Genomic DNA, 17751 nt, shown 5'->3' on the forward strand with positions numbered 1-17751 from the left:
TGCTTGATGCCGCAACGTCCCAACTTTCTAGTGATCCTGGCCGATGACCTGGGCTTTTCCGACCTCGGCGCCTTCGGTGGCGAAATCAACACGCCGAACCTCGATGCATTGGCCAACAATGGCCTGCGCCTGACCGATTTTCACACCGCACCAACCTGCTCGCCGACCCGTTCGATGCTGCTCACCGGCACCGATCACCACATCGCCGGCATCGGCACCATGGCCGAAGCGTTGACCCCGGATCTGATCGGTAAACCCGGTTACGAAGGGCACTTGAACGACCGCGTGGTCGCCCTGCCCGAACTGCTGCGCGAGGCCGGCTACCAGACCTTGATGAGCGGCAAATGGCACTTGGGCCTGACCGCAGAACTGGCGCCCCATGCCCGGGGTTTCGAGCGTTCGTTTTCGCTGTTGCCCGGCGCGGCCAACCACTACGGGTTCGAGCCGACCTACGATGAAACGACGCCACGGCTGCTGAAATCCACGCCGGCGCTGTACATCGAAGACGACACCTTCATTGATGAACTGCCCAAGGATTTCTACTCCTCCGACGCCTTTGGCGACAAGCTGCTGCAATACCTCAAGGAGCGCGACCAGACCCGGCCGTTCTTCGCCTATCTGCCGTTTTCCGCACCACACTGGCCATTGCAGGCGCCGGCCGAGGTGGTGGAGAAATACCATGGGCGCTATGACGCCGGCCCTGAAGTACTGCGCCTCGAGCGCCTGGAAAAACTCAAAAAACTGGGGCTGATCGAGGCCGATGTCGAGCCGCATCCGTTGATCCAGCTGACTGCACAATGGGATGCCCTGAGCGACGAGCAACGACAGATCTCCGCGCGGGCCATGGAGGTTTATGCGGCGATGGTCGAGCGCATGGACTGGAACATCGGGCGTGTCATTGACTATCTGCGCCAGCAAGGGCAACTGGACAATACGTTCATCCTGTTCATGTCCGATAACGGCGCCGAAGGGGCATTGCTGGAGGCCTTCCCGAAATTCGGCCCGCAGTTGCTGACCTATCTCAACCAGCATTACGACAACAGCCTGGACAACATCGGCCGCGCCAACTCCTACGTCTGGTACGGGCCGAACTGGGCGCAAGTGGCGACCGCGCCATCGCGGCTGTTCAAGGCCTTCACCACCGAAGGCGGGATTCGCGTGCCGGCGCTGGTGCATTACCCGCAACTGCCGCTCAAGGGACAGATCAGCCACGGTTTCGGCACGGTGATGGACATCACGCCGACCATTCTCGACCTCGCCGGTGTGCGCCATCCGGGCAAGCAGTGGCATGGCAAACCCGTTGCGGAAGTTCGCGGCAAGTCGTGGCTGGGGTTTCTGTCGGGCGAGACGGCGCAAGTGCATGACGAGCAGACTGTCACCGGGTGGGAACTGTTCGGTCGGCGAGCGATTCGACAGGGGCAATGGAAGGCGGTGTACATTCCGGGACCGGTGGGGCCGGCGACCTGGCAACTGTATGACCTGGGCAATGATCCGGGGGAGATTCATGACCTGGCGTCGAGCCAACCGCATAAGCTTGGTGCCTTGATCGAGCACTGGCAGCGGTATGTGGATGAGACCGGGGTGATCCTGAGTGAGTCGCCGTTTCAGCCGGATTGATGTTGCCTGAACTACCGCCATCGCTGGCAAGCCAGCTCCTACAGGTTATGCGCGGCCTTTGTAGGAGCTGGCTTGCCAGCGAAGAGGCCATCAGGCGCGCGCACCCTCCACAGCCTACCCCTGAACTTCTTCCCGGCGCTCAAACCGGTTAGCCCGCGCAAACGTTCCGAAATCATTGAACCGCACACCCATCTCGCGCATCACCTTGTGCCCCACCGGCACGGTCAACTGGCGGATGTAAAACGGCTCCTTCACCACAAAGTGATGGATCCCGTGGCTGCTGCCGAAGTTGAAGCAGAACGCCTGCAACGGCCACAGCCACCACGCGTTCAGTACTTGCGTTTGCTGCATCACGTTGCCCGGCTCCACGTCTCCGTAGTAATGCATGTTCGAGCTGATGAAGTGCAGGCAGAACGTGCGCAACACGTTCGGGCCGATGATCACGACTGCCGCGATGTCGATCACCTGCATCACCGACAACGTGGTCGCGGACCACTCGATCGGTACGCCCATCAGATGCGCAACGCCGTTCGCTGCGTGGAAGCCGAGAAACACGTACCACGCACCCCAATGCATCAGCGCCAGCGGTGCGTAGACCTTCAGCGTGCGGTAAATGATGCTGAACTTCATGGCCAAGGTCTTGGCCCGCAGCATGCGGATTAACGACGACATGATGTTGTCGCCAATCATCAGAAACCGTGCGAATCCCCATGGCTCGCCATTGGTGATGGCGCGTTCTTCCATGTCGGCTTCGGAGCCGGAGACCTTGTGGTGATTGAGGTGCAGGTGTCGGCGAATCCACGGATTGATGGTGCTCGGCCGCGCCAGCCACACCAGGCCCATCATCAGGTTGTGCGGCACTTTCTGCTTGCGGAAGTACATGCTATGGATCAGGTCGTGTTCCAGCTCATGGGTCAACGAGGCGAAAAACGCATTGAGCAACAGGCACGCCCACCAGGCCATGTGCCCGGTCATGTAGAGCGCGGCCGAACCGACCATACCGGCCAGGGCGAAGGCCAGAATGCCCGCGCCCATGGCGTCCTGATGCCTGAGAATCGGATAGCGCTCGCGCAACTCGACGCCTTTGGCCAGTACCACTTCACGGATATGCGCTGATCGCTGTGATGCATTCAGTCGCTGGGGGCTTGCAGAAGTACCGCTCATGCTTCCATCCTCTGGTTATTGATGGTTGCATCCTGCCTTGCGGACATTCGCAATGCGGTAGCCAAGAACGCCAACCTGTTGACCGGAAGCGCCAATCAGCATGACTGAACCGACCTCCCTCGCCAGCTGGACCCGCGCCCTGCGCAAGCAACTCGATGCCCTGAGCATCGACAGCACCGCCCTGTGCCAGCAAGCGGGGCTCGACCCGCAACTGATGGACGACCCGAACGCGCGCTACCCGCTGTCGGGCACCACGCACCTGTGGAGTCTGGCGGTGCAGGCCAGCGGTGACCCGGCGATTGGTTTGCGGGTTTCGCGTTTCGTCAGCCCGACCACCTTCCATGCGCTGGGTTATGCGCTGGTCGCCAGCGGCAGCCTGCGGGAAGTGTTCGAGCGCATCGTGCGCTATCACCAGGTGGTCAGCGATGCCCTGGAACTGGAACTGACCCGCACCGAAGATCACTACTGTTTCCGCCTGAAAATCCCTGCCGGCAACCCGGCCCCGGCCTTCGAGGCCATCGATGCGTTCATGGCGATTTACGTGCGCACCTGCCGCAATCGCCTGGGCCGCGACTATGCACCGCTGGCGACCTACCTGCGCCGTCCGGAGCCGGCAGACGCGCATCAATGGCATAAAGTCTTTCGCTCGCCCGTGCACTTCGGCGCCGACGAGGATCGACTGGAATTCGCCCTCGTCGACTTCGACAGCCACCTGGATGACGCCAACCCGGAACTGGCCGAACACAATGAAACGGTGCTCAAGCGCACCCTGGCACAACTCCAGCCGCTGACGTGGGAACGCAAGGTCCGCGATGCAATTGAAGAACAACTGCCCGAAGGCGAACCCAGCGCCGAACACATCGCCAAGGCCCTGCACCTGAGCCTGCGCAGCCTGCAACGGCACCTGGCCGATGAAGGCTGCCGGTTCGATACGCTGCTCAACGAAAGCCGTGAGAACCTGGCGTTGCTGCACCTGCGCGATCCGCAATGCTCGTTGAGCGAAATCAGTTATCTGCTCGGGTTTGCCGACACCAGCAGCTTCAGTCGTGCGTTCAAGCGCTGGACGGGGATGACGCCGGGGCAGTTTCGGGATGGGTTGCGCTGATCTAGCCTTTGACCAGACTGCGTACCATACCCTCGTTCCACTGCTCCAGCATTGCCTCTCCAATCTCGGCAAAGGCACTGTTTGCCTTTATGTGTTGGCCCATCTCGCCCATCGCCATTTCCATCCCATGGATGACTTGTTGCAGCAATTCGTTGCAGCGCCCCTCGGTCAAATTGCAGGCGGAGCGACCAAATCGCATCAGCATTTTGTACTTGGGCCACGCCTTCGATCCGCCCAATAACAACGCCATGCTATCGGTCTTGATGTAGATCGAAGTGGTGATGATGTCGTAGGCAGGTGCCAGGCTGATTGGCGCATCGACACCACAATCTTCGTAGAGAACGCCAAAATTCTTGAGGTGCGCGTCGCCATTTTTCAGACCCGATGAAAGCGCGACGATTTTGAAAAACGACTCAAGTGCCTGATTGAGCAAAGGAGGAGAAACAAAGGCCTTGATCTGCTTGGCCGCACCTTCGTATGAACCATCGTATTTGGCTTTTGAAGGCCACGCATTGAGCACGCAGAAGTCCTCGAACCCCAAGTAACCTTTTTCATTCAGGTCGAAGCGTTCAACGATCAGAAATTTACCGTGTTCACTGAGCTGAAACTTCGGTACCTCAAGTCCCGAATGTAACGCCGCCCGCATGCAGAAGTATTCATTGGCAGCGAGTTCCGGGTATTGCTCTGGACGAAAGGCTTTGACCAGATGCGTCGCCCCCCGATGGGACAGCCGATCGATGGATGACGCGCTGTCACGCACCAGTACCTTCGGCTGTACACCGGAAACGCCCGAATACTGGCCATAGGTCTGCAAGAGGTCCTCGAACAAACCTTGCGCACCATCATGTACAAGAAGGTCCGCCAGGCTGGTTTCAGGTGGCTGGTCGCCCGGATCCTGCGCCTTTGAAATGCCGACTCTTCCGAGCTGGTGCGGGCCGACGATGGCCAGCATCGAAAAATCGTCAAACCCTCGAACGGCCTTGCTGAAGCGTCGTGTCAATTCATCGCGCAGGGCTCCCTCAGGCAGATTCATTTCAAAAACCGGTGGAACACCTGGTTCCCACGCGTAACTCTCCAGACGCACCGGCATGGTCAACGAGACGGCGTTTTGTTCGGGCGCGTTTTCGGTGTAGGCAAACACGGTGTCGATGGGAGGCTGGCCACGACCGAGGATTCCGACCGCACTGTTGGAAACGCTGATAGCCAGTCGATCCTTTTCCTGCGGCTCATCCATGGAAATCCACCTTTTTCAGGGTGTCCAGCGTCGGCCGCTTCGATTGTCGCGGCACGGCGGTCAGCTCATAACCGAAGCCGTTGAGTATCGCCTCGACCTTGCGCAGACCAATTTCGGAAATGGTGTTGTTTTCGATGCCGGAGATTGTTGCACGGCTCATTCCGTACTTCTGTGCCACGTCTTGCTGAGAGAGTTTTCTCTCCTTGCGCAAGGTTCGGATCAGTTCGCCAAGGTTTTCCATATCATCACCATGCATTACATACAGTGCATATATTGTCATATTAACCACTATGCATTGTATTTAGTGCAGATTTTGATCGAAGTCCAGCTACATTTGCTGACGCCCTTATCAGGCATCAAACCATCGCCAACACCCGCAACCGCGCGGCATCGATAATTTCGATTTCGCCGTAACTCAGCCCGATGATTCCCTGCCCCTGCAAATCCTTGAGGATCTGGTTGGTGGTCTGGCGCGACAGCGACAGCATCGATGCCAACTGCTCCTGGGGCAGTTGCAGGACGCGACGCGGGGGGGCGGTCTCGCCATAACCTTCGGCGATCATCAACAAGCGGTGCGCCAGCCGTGCCGGGGCCGGCAACAGGCTCAACTGTTCGAGGTTGATGAAGGTCATGCGCAATTTCTGGCTCATCAGCAACGCCAGTTGCCGCCAGTGCTGCGGATGCTCGTCGAGCAGTGCCAGCAACGTATTTTGGGGAATATTCAGCAGTGTGCACTGGCCGACGCCGTAGGCATCGTGGGTGCGTGGCTGGCCATCGAACAGGCAGATTTCGCCGAACCAGTGCGGCGGCTCCACCAGGCTCAACAAGGCTTCCTTGCCCTGCTCGCTCACGGCACCGACGCGCACTGCGCCTTCAAGTACCGCGTACAGGCCACAGGGCGGATCACCGCGCTTGAACAGCCGCTGGCCCGGCGACAGGCGCCGCAACCTGGCCGCCGACAGCAGACTATCCTGTAGGGAATCAGGCAAATGGCTGAACCACTGACCGCTCATCAGGCGTGGACGCCAGACCTGCATATCCATGAAAACTCCTAGAGATTGTCGCCTGGCTGACAGAGCGGGAAATGAACCCGGGGCATGATCAATCACCCCACAGGAGAACAACAATGAAAAGCCTCGTCGACCACCTCAGTCAATACGCTGCCTACCATCGTGACCCGCGCAACATCGCATCGCACTTTATCGGTATCCCGCTGATCGTGGTGGCCGTTGCGGTGTTGCTGTCGCGGCCGCAGTGGTCGCTGGGCGGCGTGTGGCTGTCACCGGCGGTGCTTGTCTCGCTGGCATCGGCGTGGTTTTACCTGCGCCTGGAGTTGCGCCTGGGCGTGTTGATGACCGTGTTGCTCGGGCTGAGTGTCTGGGCCGGTCATGCGCTGGCGCAGCAAAGCACATTCGTCTGGCTCGCCAGCGGCATCGGCATGTTTGTGGTGGGCTGGGCGATTCAGTTTGTCGGGCATCACTACGAAGGACGCAAACCGGCCTTTGTCGATGATGTGATGGGGCTGATTGTCGGGCCGTTGTTTGTGGTGGCGGAGCTGGCGTTCATGCTGGGGATGCGGCATGAGCTCAAAGAGCAGATCGAGGCGCGGGCGGGTGGGGTGCGTCTGCGTCAGAAAAACGCTGCGGCGTAAGACGCCATCGCGAGCAAGCTCGCTCCCACAGTGGATCAGGGTTGAATACAATATTTTTGTGCCAACCCAAAACCCTGTGGGAGCGAGCTTGCTCGCGATGCTTTTGCTTTAAATGTTGGCAACCTTCTGCCAGACCTTCGGCTTGAAGAACAGCGTCTCGCCCTTCGCCAGACCGATCAGGCTGTCGTGATCCTTCACCACTTCGGCTTCGATCAGATCGCTCTGCCCTTCGACCTTCAGGGTCACCCGGGTCGTCGCCCCCAGTGGCCGAATGTCCCGCACTTCAGCCGCGTGATGGTCTTCCAGTTCATGGCGCGACAGCGACACCTCGTGCGGACGGAACAGCACGTGTTTATCCTCGCCCAGATGCAGACGGTTCGAATCACCGAGGAAGTGATAAACGAAATCGCTGGCCGGGTTTTCGTAGACGTCGCCCGGTGAGCCGATCTGCTCGATCACTCCCTTGTTCATCACCACGATGCGGTCGGCGACTTCCATCGCTTCTTCCTGGTCATGGGTCACGAACACCGAGGTCAGGTTGATATCTTCGTGCAGACGCGCCAACCAGCGGCGCAGTTCTTTACGGACCTTGGCATCGAGGGCGCCGAAGGGTTCGTCGAGCAGCAGCACTTTCGGCTCCACCGCCAGCGCTCGGGCCAACGCAATGCGCTGGCGCTGACCGCCGGAGAGTTGTTCCGGGTAGCGATCCGACAGCCAGTCCAGCTGCACCATGTTCAACAGTTCGTGAACTTTGGTGGCGATCTGGCTTTCGCTCGGGCGCTGGTTTTTCGGCTTCATGCGCAGGCCGAACGCGACGTTGTCGAACACCGTCATGTGACGGAACAGGGCGTAGTGCTGGAACACGAAACCGACGTTGCGATCCCGTACGTCGTGGCCGGAGACGTCTTCACCGTGGAACACGATGTTGCCCTGGTCCGGGGTTTCCAGGCCGGCGATGATCCGCAGCAGCGTGGTCTTGCCGCAGCCCGACGGACCGAGCAGTGCGACGAGTTCGCCGCTCTGGATGTCCAGGCTGATGTTGTCCAGCGCCTTGAAGGCATGGAAGTTCTTGCTGACGTTACGCACTTCGATCGACATGAATTATTCCTCCGCGGCGCTGGCGCGCAGGCGGTTGATACGGTTTTCGCTCCACTGCTTGAGCAGCAGGATGAAGAGCGCCAGGATCAGCAACAGGCTCGCCACGGCGAACGCGGCCACGTGGTTGTATTCGTTGTAGAGGATCTCGACGTGCAGCGGCAGGGTGTTGGTCACCCCGCGAATGTGCCCGGAAACCACCGACACCGCACCGAACTCCCCCATGGCCCGCGCGGTACACAACACCACGCCGTAGATCAGGCCCCATTTGATGTTGGGCACGGTGACATGCCAGAACATCTGCCAGCCGTTGGCACCGAGCAGGCGCGCAGCCTCCTCTTCCTGAGTGCCTTGCTCCTGCATCAGCGGGATCAGCTCACGGGCCACGAACGGCACGGTGACGAAAATCGTCGCCAGCACGATGCCCGGCAGGGCGAAAACGATCTGGATGTCGTGATCCTGCAACCAAGGCCCGAACAAGCCTTGGGCGCCGAACATCAGCACGTAGACCAGACCGGCAATCACCGGCGACACCGAGAACGGCAGGTCGATCAGGGTCACCAGCATGCTCTTGCCGCGGAACGAGTACTTGCTCACGCACCAGGCGGCGCTGACGCCGAACACCAGGTTCAGCGGCACCGAAATCAGCACGGCGATGACCGTGAGTTTCAGTGCCGACAGCGCGTCCGGTTCAAAGATCGCTGTGAAAAACGCCCCGAGGCCGAGCTTCAGCCCTTGGGACACCACGATGAACAGCGGCAGCAGCAGGAACAGCGCAAAAATCAGCCAGCCAAGGCCAATCAGGATTCGCCGCGAAGTCGCACTGCCACGGCGGGCAGCGTTCGAGGAAGCGGCAGCAATAGACGATTGGGACATGGGTGCGCCTCCTTATGGGGTTTCGATGCGCCGCTGCAACAAGTTGATCAGCAGCAACAGGACGAAGGAAACCACCAGCATCAGTACACCAATGGAGGTAGCGCCGGTGTAATCGTATTGGTCGAGCTTGACCATGATCAGCAGCGGCAGAATCTCGGTTTTCATCGGCATGTTGCCGGCGATGAATATCACCGAACCATACTCGCCGACCCCGCGGGCAAAGGCCAAAGCGAAACCGGTAAGCCATGCCGGAAGCAGTGCCGGCAGCAGGATATGGCGGAAAACCTGCAAGGGTTTTGCACCCAGGCACGCCGCCGCTTCTTCCACTTCACGAGGAATATCCGCCAATACTGGCTGTACGGTACGTACCACGAATGGAAGTGTCACGAAAGTGAGGGCAAGGGTGATGCCCAGGGGGGTGTAGGCGATCTTGAAACCCAGATCCGCTGCAAACTGACCCACCAGGCCGGTAGGCGTGTACAACGCCGTCAGCGCAATACCGGCGACCGCCGTGGGCAACGCGAACGGCAAGTCGATCATTGCATCGATCACTTTTCGTCCAGGGAAGGTATAGCGCACTAATACCCAGGCCAGCAGCGTGCCGATGATGCCGTTGATGATCGCGGCACACAGGGCGGTGCCGAAGCTGAGCTTCAGCGCCGCCAGCACCCGTGGTGCCGAGATGATTGCCCAGAACTGATCCCAGGTGAGTTGAGCGGCATGCACGAACATCGCCGCCAGTGGTATGAGCACAATCAGGCTGAGGTACACCAAGGTGTAGCCCAGCGTCAGCCCGAAGCCGGGTATGACGGGGGAGATACGACGCGACATAAAAGTCCTTGGTTGAGAACGCAATAAGCCCCGGAGATAAATCCGGGGCTCGTTGATGGCTATTTAAGATTACTGCGCCTGGTAGATCTGGTCGAACACGCCCCCGTCATTGAAGAATTTCGGCTGTGCGGCTTTCCAGCCGCCGAAGTCCTTGTCGATGCTCACCAGTTCCAGTTTCGGGAACTGCTGGGCGTACTTGGCCGCCACGTCCTTGTCACGTGGACGATAGAAGTTCTTCGCCGCGATTTCCTGGCCGGCCGGGCTGTACAGGTGCTTGAGGTAGGCTTCGGCGATCTGCTCGTTGCCCTTTTTCTCGGCGTTCTTGTCGACCACCGCCACCGGTGGCTCGGCGAGAATCGACAGCGAAGGCACGACGATGTCGAACTTGTCGGCGCCGCCCTCTTCTTTCAGGGCCAGAAAGGCTTCGTTTTCCCAGGCCAGCAATACGTCGCCCTGACCGTTGTTGACGAAGGTAATGGTCGAGCCGCGAGCGCCGGTGTCCAGCACTGGCACGTGCTTGAACAGGGTCTGTACGTATTCCTTGGCCTTGGCTTCGTCGCCGCCATTGGCTTTGAGGCCATAGGCCCAGGCCGCGAGGAAGTTCCAGCGTGCACCGCCGGAGGTTTTCGGGTTCGGCGTGATCACCGAGACGTCATTCTTGACCAGGTCGCCCCAGTCCTTGATGCCTTTGGGGTTGCCCTTGCGCACCAGGAACACGATGGTCGAGGTGTACGGCGTGCTGGCGTCCGGCAGGCGTTTTTGCCAGTCGGCTGGCAGGGTTTTGCCGAGTTTGGCGATTTCGTCGATGTCACCGGCCAGGGCCAGGGTCACGACGTCGGCACGCAGGCCATCGATCACCGCCCGGCCTTGCTTGCCCGAACCGCCGTGGGATTGCTGGACCTTCACGGTGTCGCCGGCGTGATCTTTCTGCCAGAACTTGATGAACTCAGCGTTGTAGTCCTGGTACAGCTCGCGGGTCGGGTCGTACGACACGTTGAGCAACTCGTAATCCTTGGCTACCGCGGAACCGGCAAAAAGGGCGCTGGCCAGGGCGGCCAAAGCGAAGTGGCGAATCGACGACATGGTGAAAGCTCCTGGAATTCTTGGTGTGTTGGCTTTTTTATGGATTTCTGGAATCGCGTTGCCAGTTCAAAGATCGCAGCCTGCGGCAGCTCCTACAGGTGATCGCGTGCTTCTGTAGGAGTTGCCGCAGGCTGCGATCTTCTTCAGCCCGGCTTGTTGCCCGGCTGCTGCAAACGGAATTTTTCTTTGCGCTCGATCTGCACCACCTGGGCGTTGTGCACGGTGATTTCCACGGCACCAAAGCGCAGGTCGCGCAGGGCACTCTGGATTTCACGCAGGATGGTGGCTTCGTCTTGACCGTCGACGCTACGCAGGGATGCGCTCATATTGCTGCTCCTTCAACTGAGAGGTTGCCTCGCAGTGTCGGCACTGCTTGCGGCGTGAGAGCAATACTAGAGAGACACAGATATTCTTAAAAAGACTATTTAAGAATGTTTATATAACCAGAAGAGATTAACTGAAGGGACAAGGGTTTGAGGTGAATCACCCTCTTTCAGGCACACCAAAAACCTGTGGGAGAGAGCTTGCTCCCACAGGGATTTTGTAAATCAGGCGATGACCGGGGCATGAGCCCAATCGAGCTGCACCGCCGGCACCGGTCGCCCGAACCAATAGCCCTGCCCCAGATCACATCCCTGCTCGAATAGGAAAGCCGCCTGTTCAACCTGCTCGATCCCCTCGGCATGCACCTGCATGCCCATGCTTTGCGCCAGCGCAACGATCACCCGTGAAATCGCCGCATCATCCTCATCCCACGGTAATCCGGCGACGAAGCCCTGGTCGATTTTCAGCTTCTGCACCGGCAGACGCTTGAGGCGCAGCAGCGATGAATAGCCCGTGCCGAAGTCGTCGATGGCCAGACGCACCCCCAACTCGCGCAGACGATGCATTTGCTCCAGCGCGACTTCCGGGTCCTCCATCACCGCACTTTCGGTTACTTCCAGCTCCAGAAACGCCGGCTCCAGCCCGGTTTCGCGCAAGACCTGCGCCACCTGCTGATACAGCTCACGACGGGCGAACAGGCGCGAAGAAACGTTGACCGCAACGAACGACAGCACCACTCCACTCTGCTGCCACTGGCACATCTGCCGGCACGCCTGCGCCATGACCCAGGCATCGATTTCAGCAATCAGACCGGTTCGTTCGGCGACCGGAATGAATTCCGCCGGCGACACCAGGCCCCGCTGCGGGTGCTGCCAACGCACCAGCGCCTCGACGCCAATCAGGCGACGGGTCTTGAGGTCGTGAACCGGCTGGTAATAAACCCGCAGCTCTTGCCGATCCAGGGCGCGGCGCAATTCGAAGGCAATCTCGAACCGTTGCTGGGCGTGGGCCGTCAGCTCTTCGGTGTACAGGGCATAATCATTGCGCCCCGCACTCTTGGCCTTGAACAGTGCAGAGTCGGCATTGCGCAGCAGTTGCTCGACGCTCAAGGCATCGCTGGGGAACAGGCCGATGCCGATGCTGGTGTTGGCGCGGTCGGTGAACAACAGGCGGTTCGGCAGGCCGGTCAGCGGATCGTGGTGCGCCAGGTGCATGCGGTCGGCATCGCGCTCACGCAATTTGTCGCCGCCCCCCAAGCACCGCAGCAGCCGCGCCCGGGCAATGAAGATCAACCCCGCGCTGAACAGCACCCAGACATAACCGTTGATCAGTTGCCATCGCAGTCGCTCGGCAGAGCTATCGAAGAAACTGTTTAATAAATAGCCACTGACCTGCAGCCAAACCACAGAAAGCAACAGATAGAGCAGCGCTGCGCGCAAGGCATTGCGATAGGTGGCAGACATCCGGCGGCCCATGTCCCTACAAAAAGGTTGGAATGATGGTTTAAAGACACATCCAGCCACTCTTATCTGAAAGGGCGACTGGTTTTCTGTGTGGGCTTAGTGATAATGCAACGGCTGTTTTTTCTTTATCGAGGGCCCTACAGCCTATGTGGTACGAAGGTTTTCTTGGCTTGTCGCCCTGGTCGCTGGTGGCAGTCACCCTGCTGATGACCCATGTCACAATCATCGCCGTCACGGTCTATCTGCATCGTTACTCGGCCCATCGCTCCCTGGAGCTGAATGGGGGCCTCAAGCATTTCTTCCGTTTCTGGCTGTGGCTGACCACGGCTCAGAACACCCGCGAGTGGACCGCCATCCACCGCAAGCATCACGCCAAATGCGAAACCGTCGATGACCCGCACAGCCCGGTCATCAAGGGTTTGTCCACGGTGCTGCGCAAAGGCGCCGAGTTGTACCGCGCCGAAGCGGAAAACCCCGAGACGCTGCGCATCTACGGCAAGAACTGCCCCGAAGACTGGATCGAGCGCAACCTCTACAGCCGCTACCCACTGCTGGGCATCGCGATCATGGGCGTTATCGACCTGCTGCTGTTCGGCACCATCGGCATCACCATCTGGGCCATCCAGATGATGTGGATCCCGGTGTGGGCCGCCGGCGTGGTCAATGGCCTGGGCCATGCCATCGGCTACCGCAACTTCGAATGCCGCGATGCGGCGACCAACCTGGTGCCTTGGGGCATCCTGATTGGCGGCGAAGAACTGCATAACAACCATCACACCTACCCTAACTCGGCAAAACTGTCGGTGAAGAAGTGGGAATTCGACCTGGGCTGGGCGTGGATTCAAGTCTTCAGCTTCCTGCGCCTGGCCAAGGTCCAGCGGGTTGCGCCGATTGCCCATCGCGTCGAAGGCAAGGGCAACCTGGACATGGACACCGCCATGGCGATCCTCAACAACCGCTTCCAGATCATGGCCCAATACCGCAAGTTGGTGATCGGCCCGCTGGTCAAGCAAGAGCTGGAAAAGGTCGATCACTCGGTACGTCACCAGTTCCACCGAGCCAAACGCCTGCTTTCGCGGGAGACCAGCCTGCTGGATGACAAACACCATGTACGCATCCAGAACATGCTCGAGCACAGCCAGGCGCTGAAGGTAATTTACGAGAAACGCCTGGCCCTGCAGCAGATCTGGGTCAAGACCAGCTCAAATGGTCACGACATGCTGGCGGCCATCAAGGACTGGGTACACGAAGCTGAAGCCAGCGGGATTCAGTCCCTGCGTGACTTCGCCGACCAGTTGAAAACCTACTCCCTGCGTCCTGCCGCTGTCTGATTGCAGCGCGCAGCCGCAAAACCTGTGGGAGCGAGCCTGCTCGCTCCCACATTGGTTTATCGCCTGACTGAAAAAATCGCGTCGCCAGTACCGCCCGGCGGGAGCCAGCTCACTCGCCACAAAAGGCGGGAACTTCATCTGAAAAGCCCTATCTCAAAGACACTTCGCCATCCCCGGCGGGCTTGATGTTGGCCGCGATCGCACGCGGCATGCCCTTTGAGATTTGTGTCGATGGACGAAAAAAACCTGCAAGACTCATCTCCGTCCCATTGGCCCGAGGCCGCGCAGACCCTGATGGCGCTCATGCACGCCCAAGGCGAAGTCGCACGCCTGAGCGAACGCGAACAGCTGTTCAACACCCTGCTGATGAGCGTCAACGCGGTGCTGTGGGCATTCGATTGGGAAACCCGCCGGGTGCTTTACGTCAGCCCGGCCTATGAGCGGATCTTTGGCCGTTCAGCCGATCTACTGCTGGCCGACTGCGATCAATGGCGCGACAGCATCTATCCCGACGACCTGGACTATGCCGAACGCAGCCTGGCCGAAGTGCTGGACAAAGGCGCCGTCGAAGACCGCGAGTATCGAATCATCGCCGCCGACGGACAGGTGCGCTGGCTCAGCGACAAATGCTACATCAACCGCCAGGCCGAGCCGGGGCAACCGGTGATCATCGTCGGCATTGCCGAAGACATCACCGACAAGAAGCGGATGGAAAGCGAGCTGCACCGCCTGGCCACCACCGACGCCCTGACCCAGAGCAGCAATCGCCGGCATTTCTTCGAATGCGCCCACCGCGAGTTCGCACACGCCCGGCAACGGGGCGAGCCGCTGTCGTTCCTGATGCTGGACATCGATGACTTCAAAATCATCAACGACACCTACGGTCACCAGGAAGGCGACAACGTGTTGCAACGCATCGCCGATAGCGGCCGCGCAGCGTTGCGCCGTGGCGACCTGTTCGGGCGCATTGGCGGTGAGGAATTCGCAGCGGTATTTCCCGGCTGTACGCCGCAGATGGCCCTGCAAGTGGCTGAACGCTTGCAACAGCAGATTCAGCGATTGCGTTTCACCCATGAAGGCCAGACGTTCGGCATCACCGTCAGCCAGGGCCTGACCAGCCTGACCGCCGCGGACGAAAACGTGGAAAACCTGTTTTCCCGCGCGGATGCCGCGATGTACCAGGCCAAGCGCGAGGGCAAGAACCGGATTGTCACTGCCTGACAGGATCACCCAGGAACCCTGTGGGAGCGAGCTTGCTCGCGATGGCGGACTTTCAGTCGACATTGATGTTGAATGTCAGCCCCTCATCGCGAGCAAGCTCGCTCCCACAGGGGGTGGTGTACTTACTTCCTGCGCAAACGCATCAACTCCGGCAAGCCAATCTTGAGCAACCGCGCCGTCCGGCTCTTCGCCAGTTCCTCGATGCCCTCATGCTCAGTCAGGCGCGCCATCTGCGCCGCCATGTTCATCACCAGCGCTTCGCGGGAATAAACCCCGCCACCGAGCTGGTAGGCCGCCGCAATCAGCTCCCGCAACTCCAGTGGCAGGCGCCAGCGCGTGCGCAGGGCCGAACCATAGGCCGCGCCAAATTCAACCAGCGCTTCGCCCACTTCCTCCAGCTCGTCCAGTTCACCACCGGCCTGCTTCCATTCCTGCAAACAGCGCAGCAACGCCAGATCGCCGAGACGGTGCAACATGCCGGCACAATAGCAGCGCTCCTGATCCAGATCGAGCAAGCGCGCCAGGGTTCGCGCGTATTCGGCGGTATGCAGGGACAGATCCCAGTATCGCTCGGCATAGTCGGCCAGTTGCGGATCGCTGAGCCGGGCACTGCGCTTGAGCGCCAGCCCGAGAATCAGGTTCATGCTCTGCCCGGTGCCCAGGCGATGCAGTGCCTGGGACAGGGTTTGCACAGCGGCGCCGTGGTGCTGGGCCGCGCTGCTGGCAGCGGCGATCAACACGGCCGTGACCTGCGGATCGGTGCGGACTTCGTCTTCCAGCACCGTCAGGTCGAGACCATTGGGGTTGAGGCTGCGTTTGACCGCCACTTGCACGTCGGTCATCAGCGGCGCGCCGTCGGCCAATTCCCGGCGACGCTCCAGAAACACCGACAGCGTCATGCCCGGTGCCAGCGACGGCACTTCGCACGAGACTTCTTCGCCAGCATTCAGCAGCAACCCCTGCAACCGATGGGTCAGGCTTTCCATATTCAGGGGCTTGGTCAAGTAAGCGGCCGGTGCCAGCGGCAAGACCTCGCGCACGCTGGCACTGTCGTTGCGGCTGCTCATCAGAATGAACGGCAGCAGCGGATTGCGTTTGCGCTGTCGTATATTGCGCAGGACATTCAGGCCATCGACACCGGGCAACTCCCAGTCGGCGATCACCAGGTCATAGGGGTTGGCAGCCAATAGCTCCAGCGCTTGCTGGCCATCGGCGCACAAATCCAGCCGCGCATCGCAGCGTACGTTCAACAACACTTCCTTGAGCAAATCCCGGGACCAGGGGTCGGCCTCGGCGATCAGGACTCTTGGAACGGCGGGTAAAATGACGGTTGTCATACAGCTCTCCGTGGCGATGCAGGAACCTTAGCCAATGCTGGCCATTCGATACAGCGCTAATGGGTTTCCAGGGACATGAAAAAACCCGCCGAAGCGGGTTTTTTGTGGATCAGGTCACACTGGGTGATCAGAGCTCGGAGAAGCACTCTTCGATGATCGCCAGGCCTTTGTCCAGTTGCTCGTCCGGCGAAGTCAGCGGTACCAGGACGCGAAGAACGTTGCCGTAGGTGCCGCAGGACAGCAGGATCAGACCCTTGTCGCGAGCCTTGGCCACAACGGATGCCACGGCTGCAGCGTTCGGCTTGTGGCTGTCGCCGTTTTCGAACAGCTCGACAGCGATCATCGCTCCCAGGGCACGGACTTCGCCGATCACCGGGTACTTGGCCTGGATGGCCTTCAGGCCGGTTACCAGACGCTCGCCAACAGCCTTGCAACGATCCAGCAGGTGCTCTTCTTCGAACACTTCCATTACGGCCAGGGCCGCGGCGCAAGCGATCGGGCTACCGGCGTAGGTGCCGCCCAGGCCGCCTGGAGCGATGGCGTCCATGTATTCGGCCTTGCCGCACACACCGGCCAGCGGGAAGCCGCCAGCGATGGATTTGGCGAAGGTGGTCAGGTCGGCAGCAACGCCCATCTGTTCCATGGCGAAGAAAGTACCGGTACGGCCAGCGCCAGTCTGTACTTCGTCAGCGATCAGCAGGATGCCGTGCTGGTCGCACAGGGCACGCAAACGCTTCATGAACTCTTTAGGCGCGACGTAGAAACCGCCTTCGCCCTGAACCGGCTCGATGATGATCGCGGCGATGTCTTTCGGCTCGGCGTCGTTCTTGAAGATGCGTTCGATGGAAGCGATCGAATCGTCGATGCTCACACCGTGCAGCTCATTCGGGTACAGCGCGCGGAAGATGCCGCCTGGCATCAGGCCCATGCCGGCCGAGTAAGGCACGACTTTACCGGTCAGGCCCAGGGTCATCATGGTGCGACCGTGGTAAGCGCCGGTGAACGCGATCACGCCGGCACGGCCAGTAGCGGCACGGGCGATCTTGATCGAGTTTTCCACGGCTTCGGAGCCGGTGGTCACCAGCAGGGTTTTCTTGTCGAAATCACCTGGGACCTTGGCGTTGATTTTTTCGCACACTTCCACGTACGGCTCGTAGGCCAGAACCTGGAAACAAGTGTGGGTCAGCTTGTTCAGCTGCTCGGTCACGGCGGCGATGACTTTCGGGTGCAGGTGGCCGGTGTTCAGCACAGCGATACCGCCGGCGAAATCGATGAATTCACGACCTTCAACGTCGGTTACGGTCGCGTTCTTCGCGGAATCGGCGAAGATCGGGTGAATCTGGCCAACACCACGTGGAACAGCAGCGGTACGGCGGGCCATCAAAGAAGCGTTAGTCTTGCTCATACATTCCTCATTCA

17 protein-coding genes are annotated in these 17751 nt (G+C 59.9%); 5 read left to right on the forward strand and 12 right to left on the reverse strand.

Annotated features, from left to right (window positions below; translation table 11 throughout):
• Positions 1-6: 6 nt before the first annotated feature.
• Entirely contained in the window at positions 7-1617 is a 1611-nt protein-coding gene (locus tag AC1DKH_RS14425) for an arylsulfatase (protein ID WP_477798493.1), read from the forward strand.
• Between the two features lie 114 nt (positions 1618-1731).
• Here AC1DKH_RS14425 and AC1DKH_RS14430 read toward each other — a convergent pair whose 3' ends face one another.
• Positions 1732-2781, reverse strand: coding sequence for a fatty acid desaturase (locus tag AC1DKH_RS14430; protein WP_477798494.1), 1050 nt, complete (start codon positions 2779-2781; stop codon positions 1732-1734).
• A 100-nt stretch (positions 2782-2881) separates the two neighbouring features.
• Here AC1DKH_RS14430 and AC1DKH_RS14435 point away from each other — a divergent pair, with 100 nt between their 5' ends.
• Positions 2882-3886, forward strand: coding sequence for an AraC family transcriptional regulator (locus tag AC1DKH_RS14435; protein ID WP_477798495.1), 1005 nt, complete (start codon positions 2882-2884; stop codon positions 3884-3886).
• 1 nt (position 3887) lies between these two features.
• Here AC1DKH_RS14435 and AC1DKH_RS14440 read toward each other — a convergent pair whose 3' ends face one another.
• The 3 genes from AC1DKH_RS14440 to AC1DKH_RS14450 form a co-directional block, all read right to left on the reverse strand.
• Positions 3888-5120, reverse strand: a complete 1233-nt coding sequence (locus tag AC1DKH_RS14440; protein WP_477798496.1) for a type II toxin-antitoxin system HipA family toxin — start codon at positions 5118-5120, stop codon at positions 3888-3890.
• Positions 5113-5361, reverse strand: a complete 249-nt coding sequence (locus AC1DKH_RS14445) for a helix-turn-helix domain-containing protein (protein ID WP_477754292.1) — start codon at positions 5359-5361, stop codon at positions 5113-5115. Before AC1DKH_RS14445 ends, AC1DKH_RS14440 begins: the two co-directional genes overlap by 8 nt.
• Before the next feature lie 115 nt (positions 5362-5476).
• Positions 5477-6163, reverse strand: a complete 687-nt coding sequence (locus AC1DKH_RS14450) for a Crp/Fnr family transcriptional regulator (protein WP_477754291.1) — start codon at positions 6161-6163, stop codon at positions 5477-5479.
• A gap of 83 nt (positions 6164-6246) precedes the next feature.
• On the opposite strand from AC1DKH_RS14450, the gene AC1DKH_RS14455 reads away from it, so the two are divergent.
• A complete protein-coding gene (locus tag AC1DKH_RS14455; protein ID WP_477754290.1) occupies positions 6247-6771 on the forward strand; it encodes an Mpo1 family 2-hydroxy fatty acid dioxygenase in 525 nt (174 codons plus the stop codon).
• 108 nt (positions 6772-6879) lie between these two features.
• On the opposite strand, the gene AC1DKH_RS14460 is transcribed toward AC1DKH_RS14455, so the two are convergent.
• The 6 genes from AC1DKH_RS14460 to AC1DKH_RS14485 all read right to left on the reverse strand — a co-directional run bounded on the left by AC1DKH_RS14460 (position 6880) and on the right by AC1DKH_RS14485 (position 12443).
• Entirely contained in the window at positions 6880-7869 is a 990-nt protein-coding gene (locus tag AC1DKH_RS14460) for a sulfate/molybdate ABC transporter ATP-binding protein (protein WP_085717793.1), read from the reverse strand.
• 3 nt (positions 7870-7872) lie between these two features.
• Entirely contained in the window at positions 7873-8742 is an 870-nt protein-coding gene (cysW, locus tag AC1DKH_RS14465) for a sulfate ABC transporter permease subunit CysW (protein WP_007972954.1), read from the reverse strand.
• Positions 8743-8754: 12 nt separating this feature from the next.
• Positions 8755-9573, reverse strand: coding sequence for a sulfate ABC transporter permease subunit CysT (gene cysT, locus AC1DKH_RS14470; RefSeq protein WP_007972956.1), 819 nt, complete (start codon positions 9571-9573; stop codon positions 8755-8757).
• A gap of 69 nt (positions 9574-9642) precedes the next feature.
• A complete protein-coding gene (locus AC1DKH_RS14475; protein WP_223463259.1) occupies positions 9643-10656 on the reverse strand; it encodes a sulfate ABC transporter substrate-binding protein in 1014 nt (337 codons plus the stop codon).
• A gap of 143 nt (positions 10657-10799) precedes the next feature.
• Entirely contained in the window at positions 10800-10982 is a 183-nt protein-coding gene (gene oscA, locus AC1DKH_RS14480; RefSeq protein ID WP_007975618.1) for a sulfur starvation response protein OscA, read from the reverse strand.
• A gap of 222 nt (positions 10983-11204) precedes the next feature.
• Complete coding sequence (locus tag AC1DKH_RS14485; protein ID WP_477798497.1) at positions 11205-12443, reverse strand: putative bifunctional diguanylate cyclase/phosphodiesterase; 1239 nt, start codon at positions 12441-12443, stop codon at positions 11205-11207.
• Positions 12444-12589: 146 nt separating this feature from the next.
• On the opposite strand from AC1DKH_RS14485, the gene desA reads away from it, so the two are divergent.
• Positions 12590-13774, forward strand: coding sequence for a delta-9 fatty acid desaturase DesA (gene desA / locus AC1DKH_RS14490; protein ID WP_223550135.1), 1185 nt, complete (start codon positions 12590-12592; stop codon positions 13772-13774).
• 231 nt (positions 13775-14005) lie between these two features.
• Positions 14006-14995, forward strand: a complete 990-nt coding sequence (locus AC1DKH_RS14495) for a GGDEF domain-containing protein (RefSeq protein WP_477754286.1) — start codon at positions 14006-14008, stop codon at positions 14993-14995.
• Positions 14996-15117: 122 nt separating this feature from the next.
• Here AC1DKH_RS14495 and AC1DKH_RS14500 read toward each other — a convergent pair whose 3' ends face one another.
• Together AC1DKH_RS14500 and gabT are read right to left on the reverse strand one after the other, a co-directional pair.
• Positions 15118-16332, reverse strand: a complete 1215-nt coding sequence (locus AC1DKH_RS14500; RefSeq protein ID WP_477798498.1) for an HDOD domain-containing protein — start codon at positions 16330-16332, stop codon at positions 15118-15120.
• A gap of 127 nt (positions 16333-16459) precedes the next feature.
• Positions 16460-17737 carry a 4-aminobutyrate--2-oxoglutarate transaminase gene (gene gabT, locus AC1DKH_RS14505; protein WP_108219752.1) on the reverse strand — a complete coding sequence of 426 codons (1278 nt, stop codon included), beginning with the start codon at positions 17735-17737 and terminating at the stop codon, positions 16460-16462.
• Between the last annotated feature and the right edge of the window lie 14 nt (positions 17738-17751).

The organism is Pseudomonas sp. 05L36 (assembly GCF_056398125.1).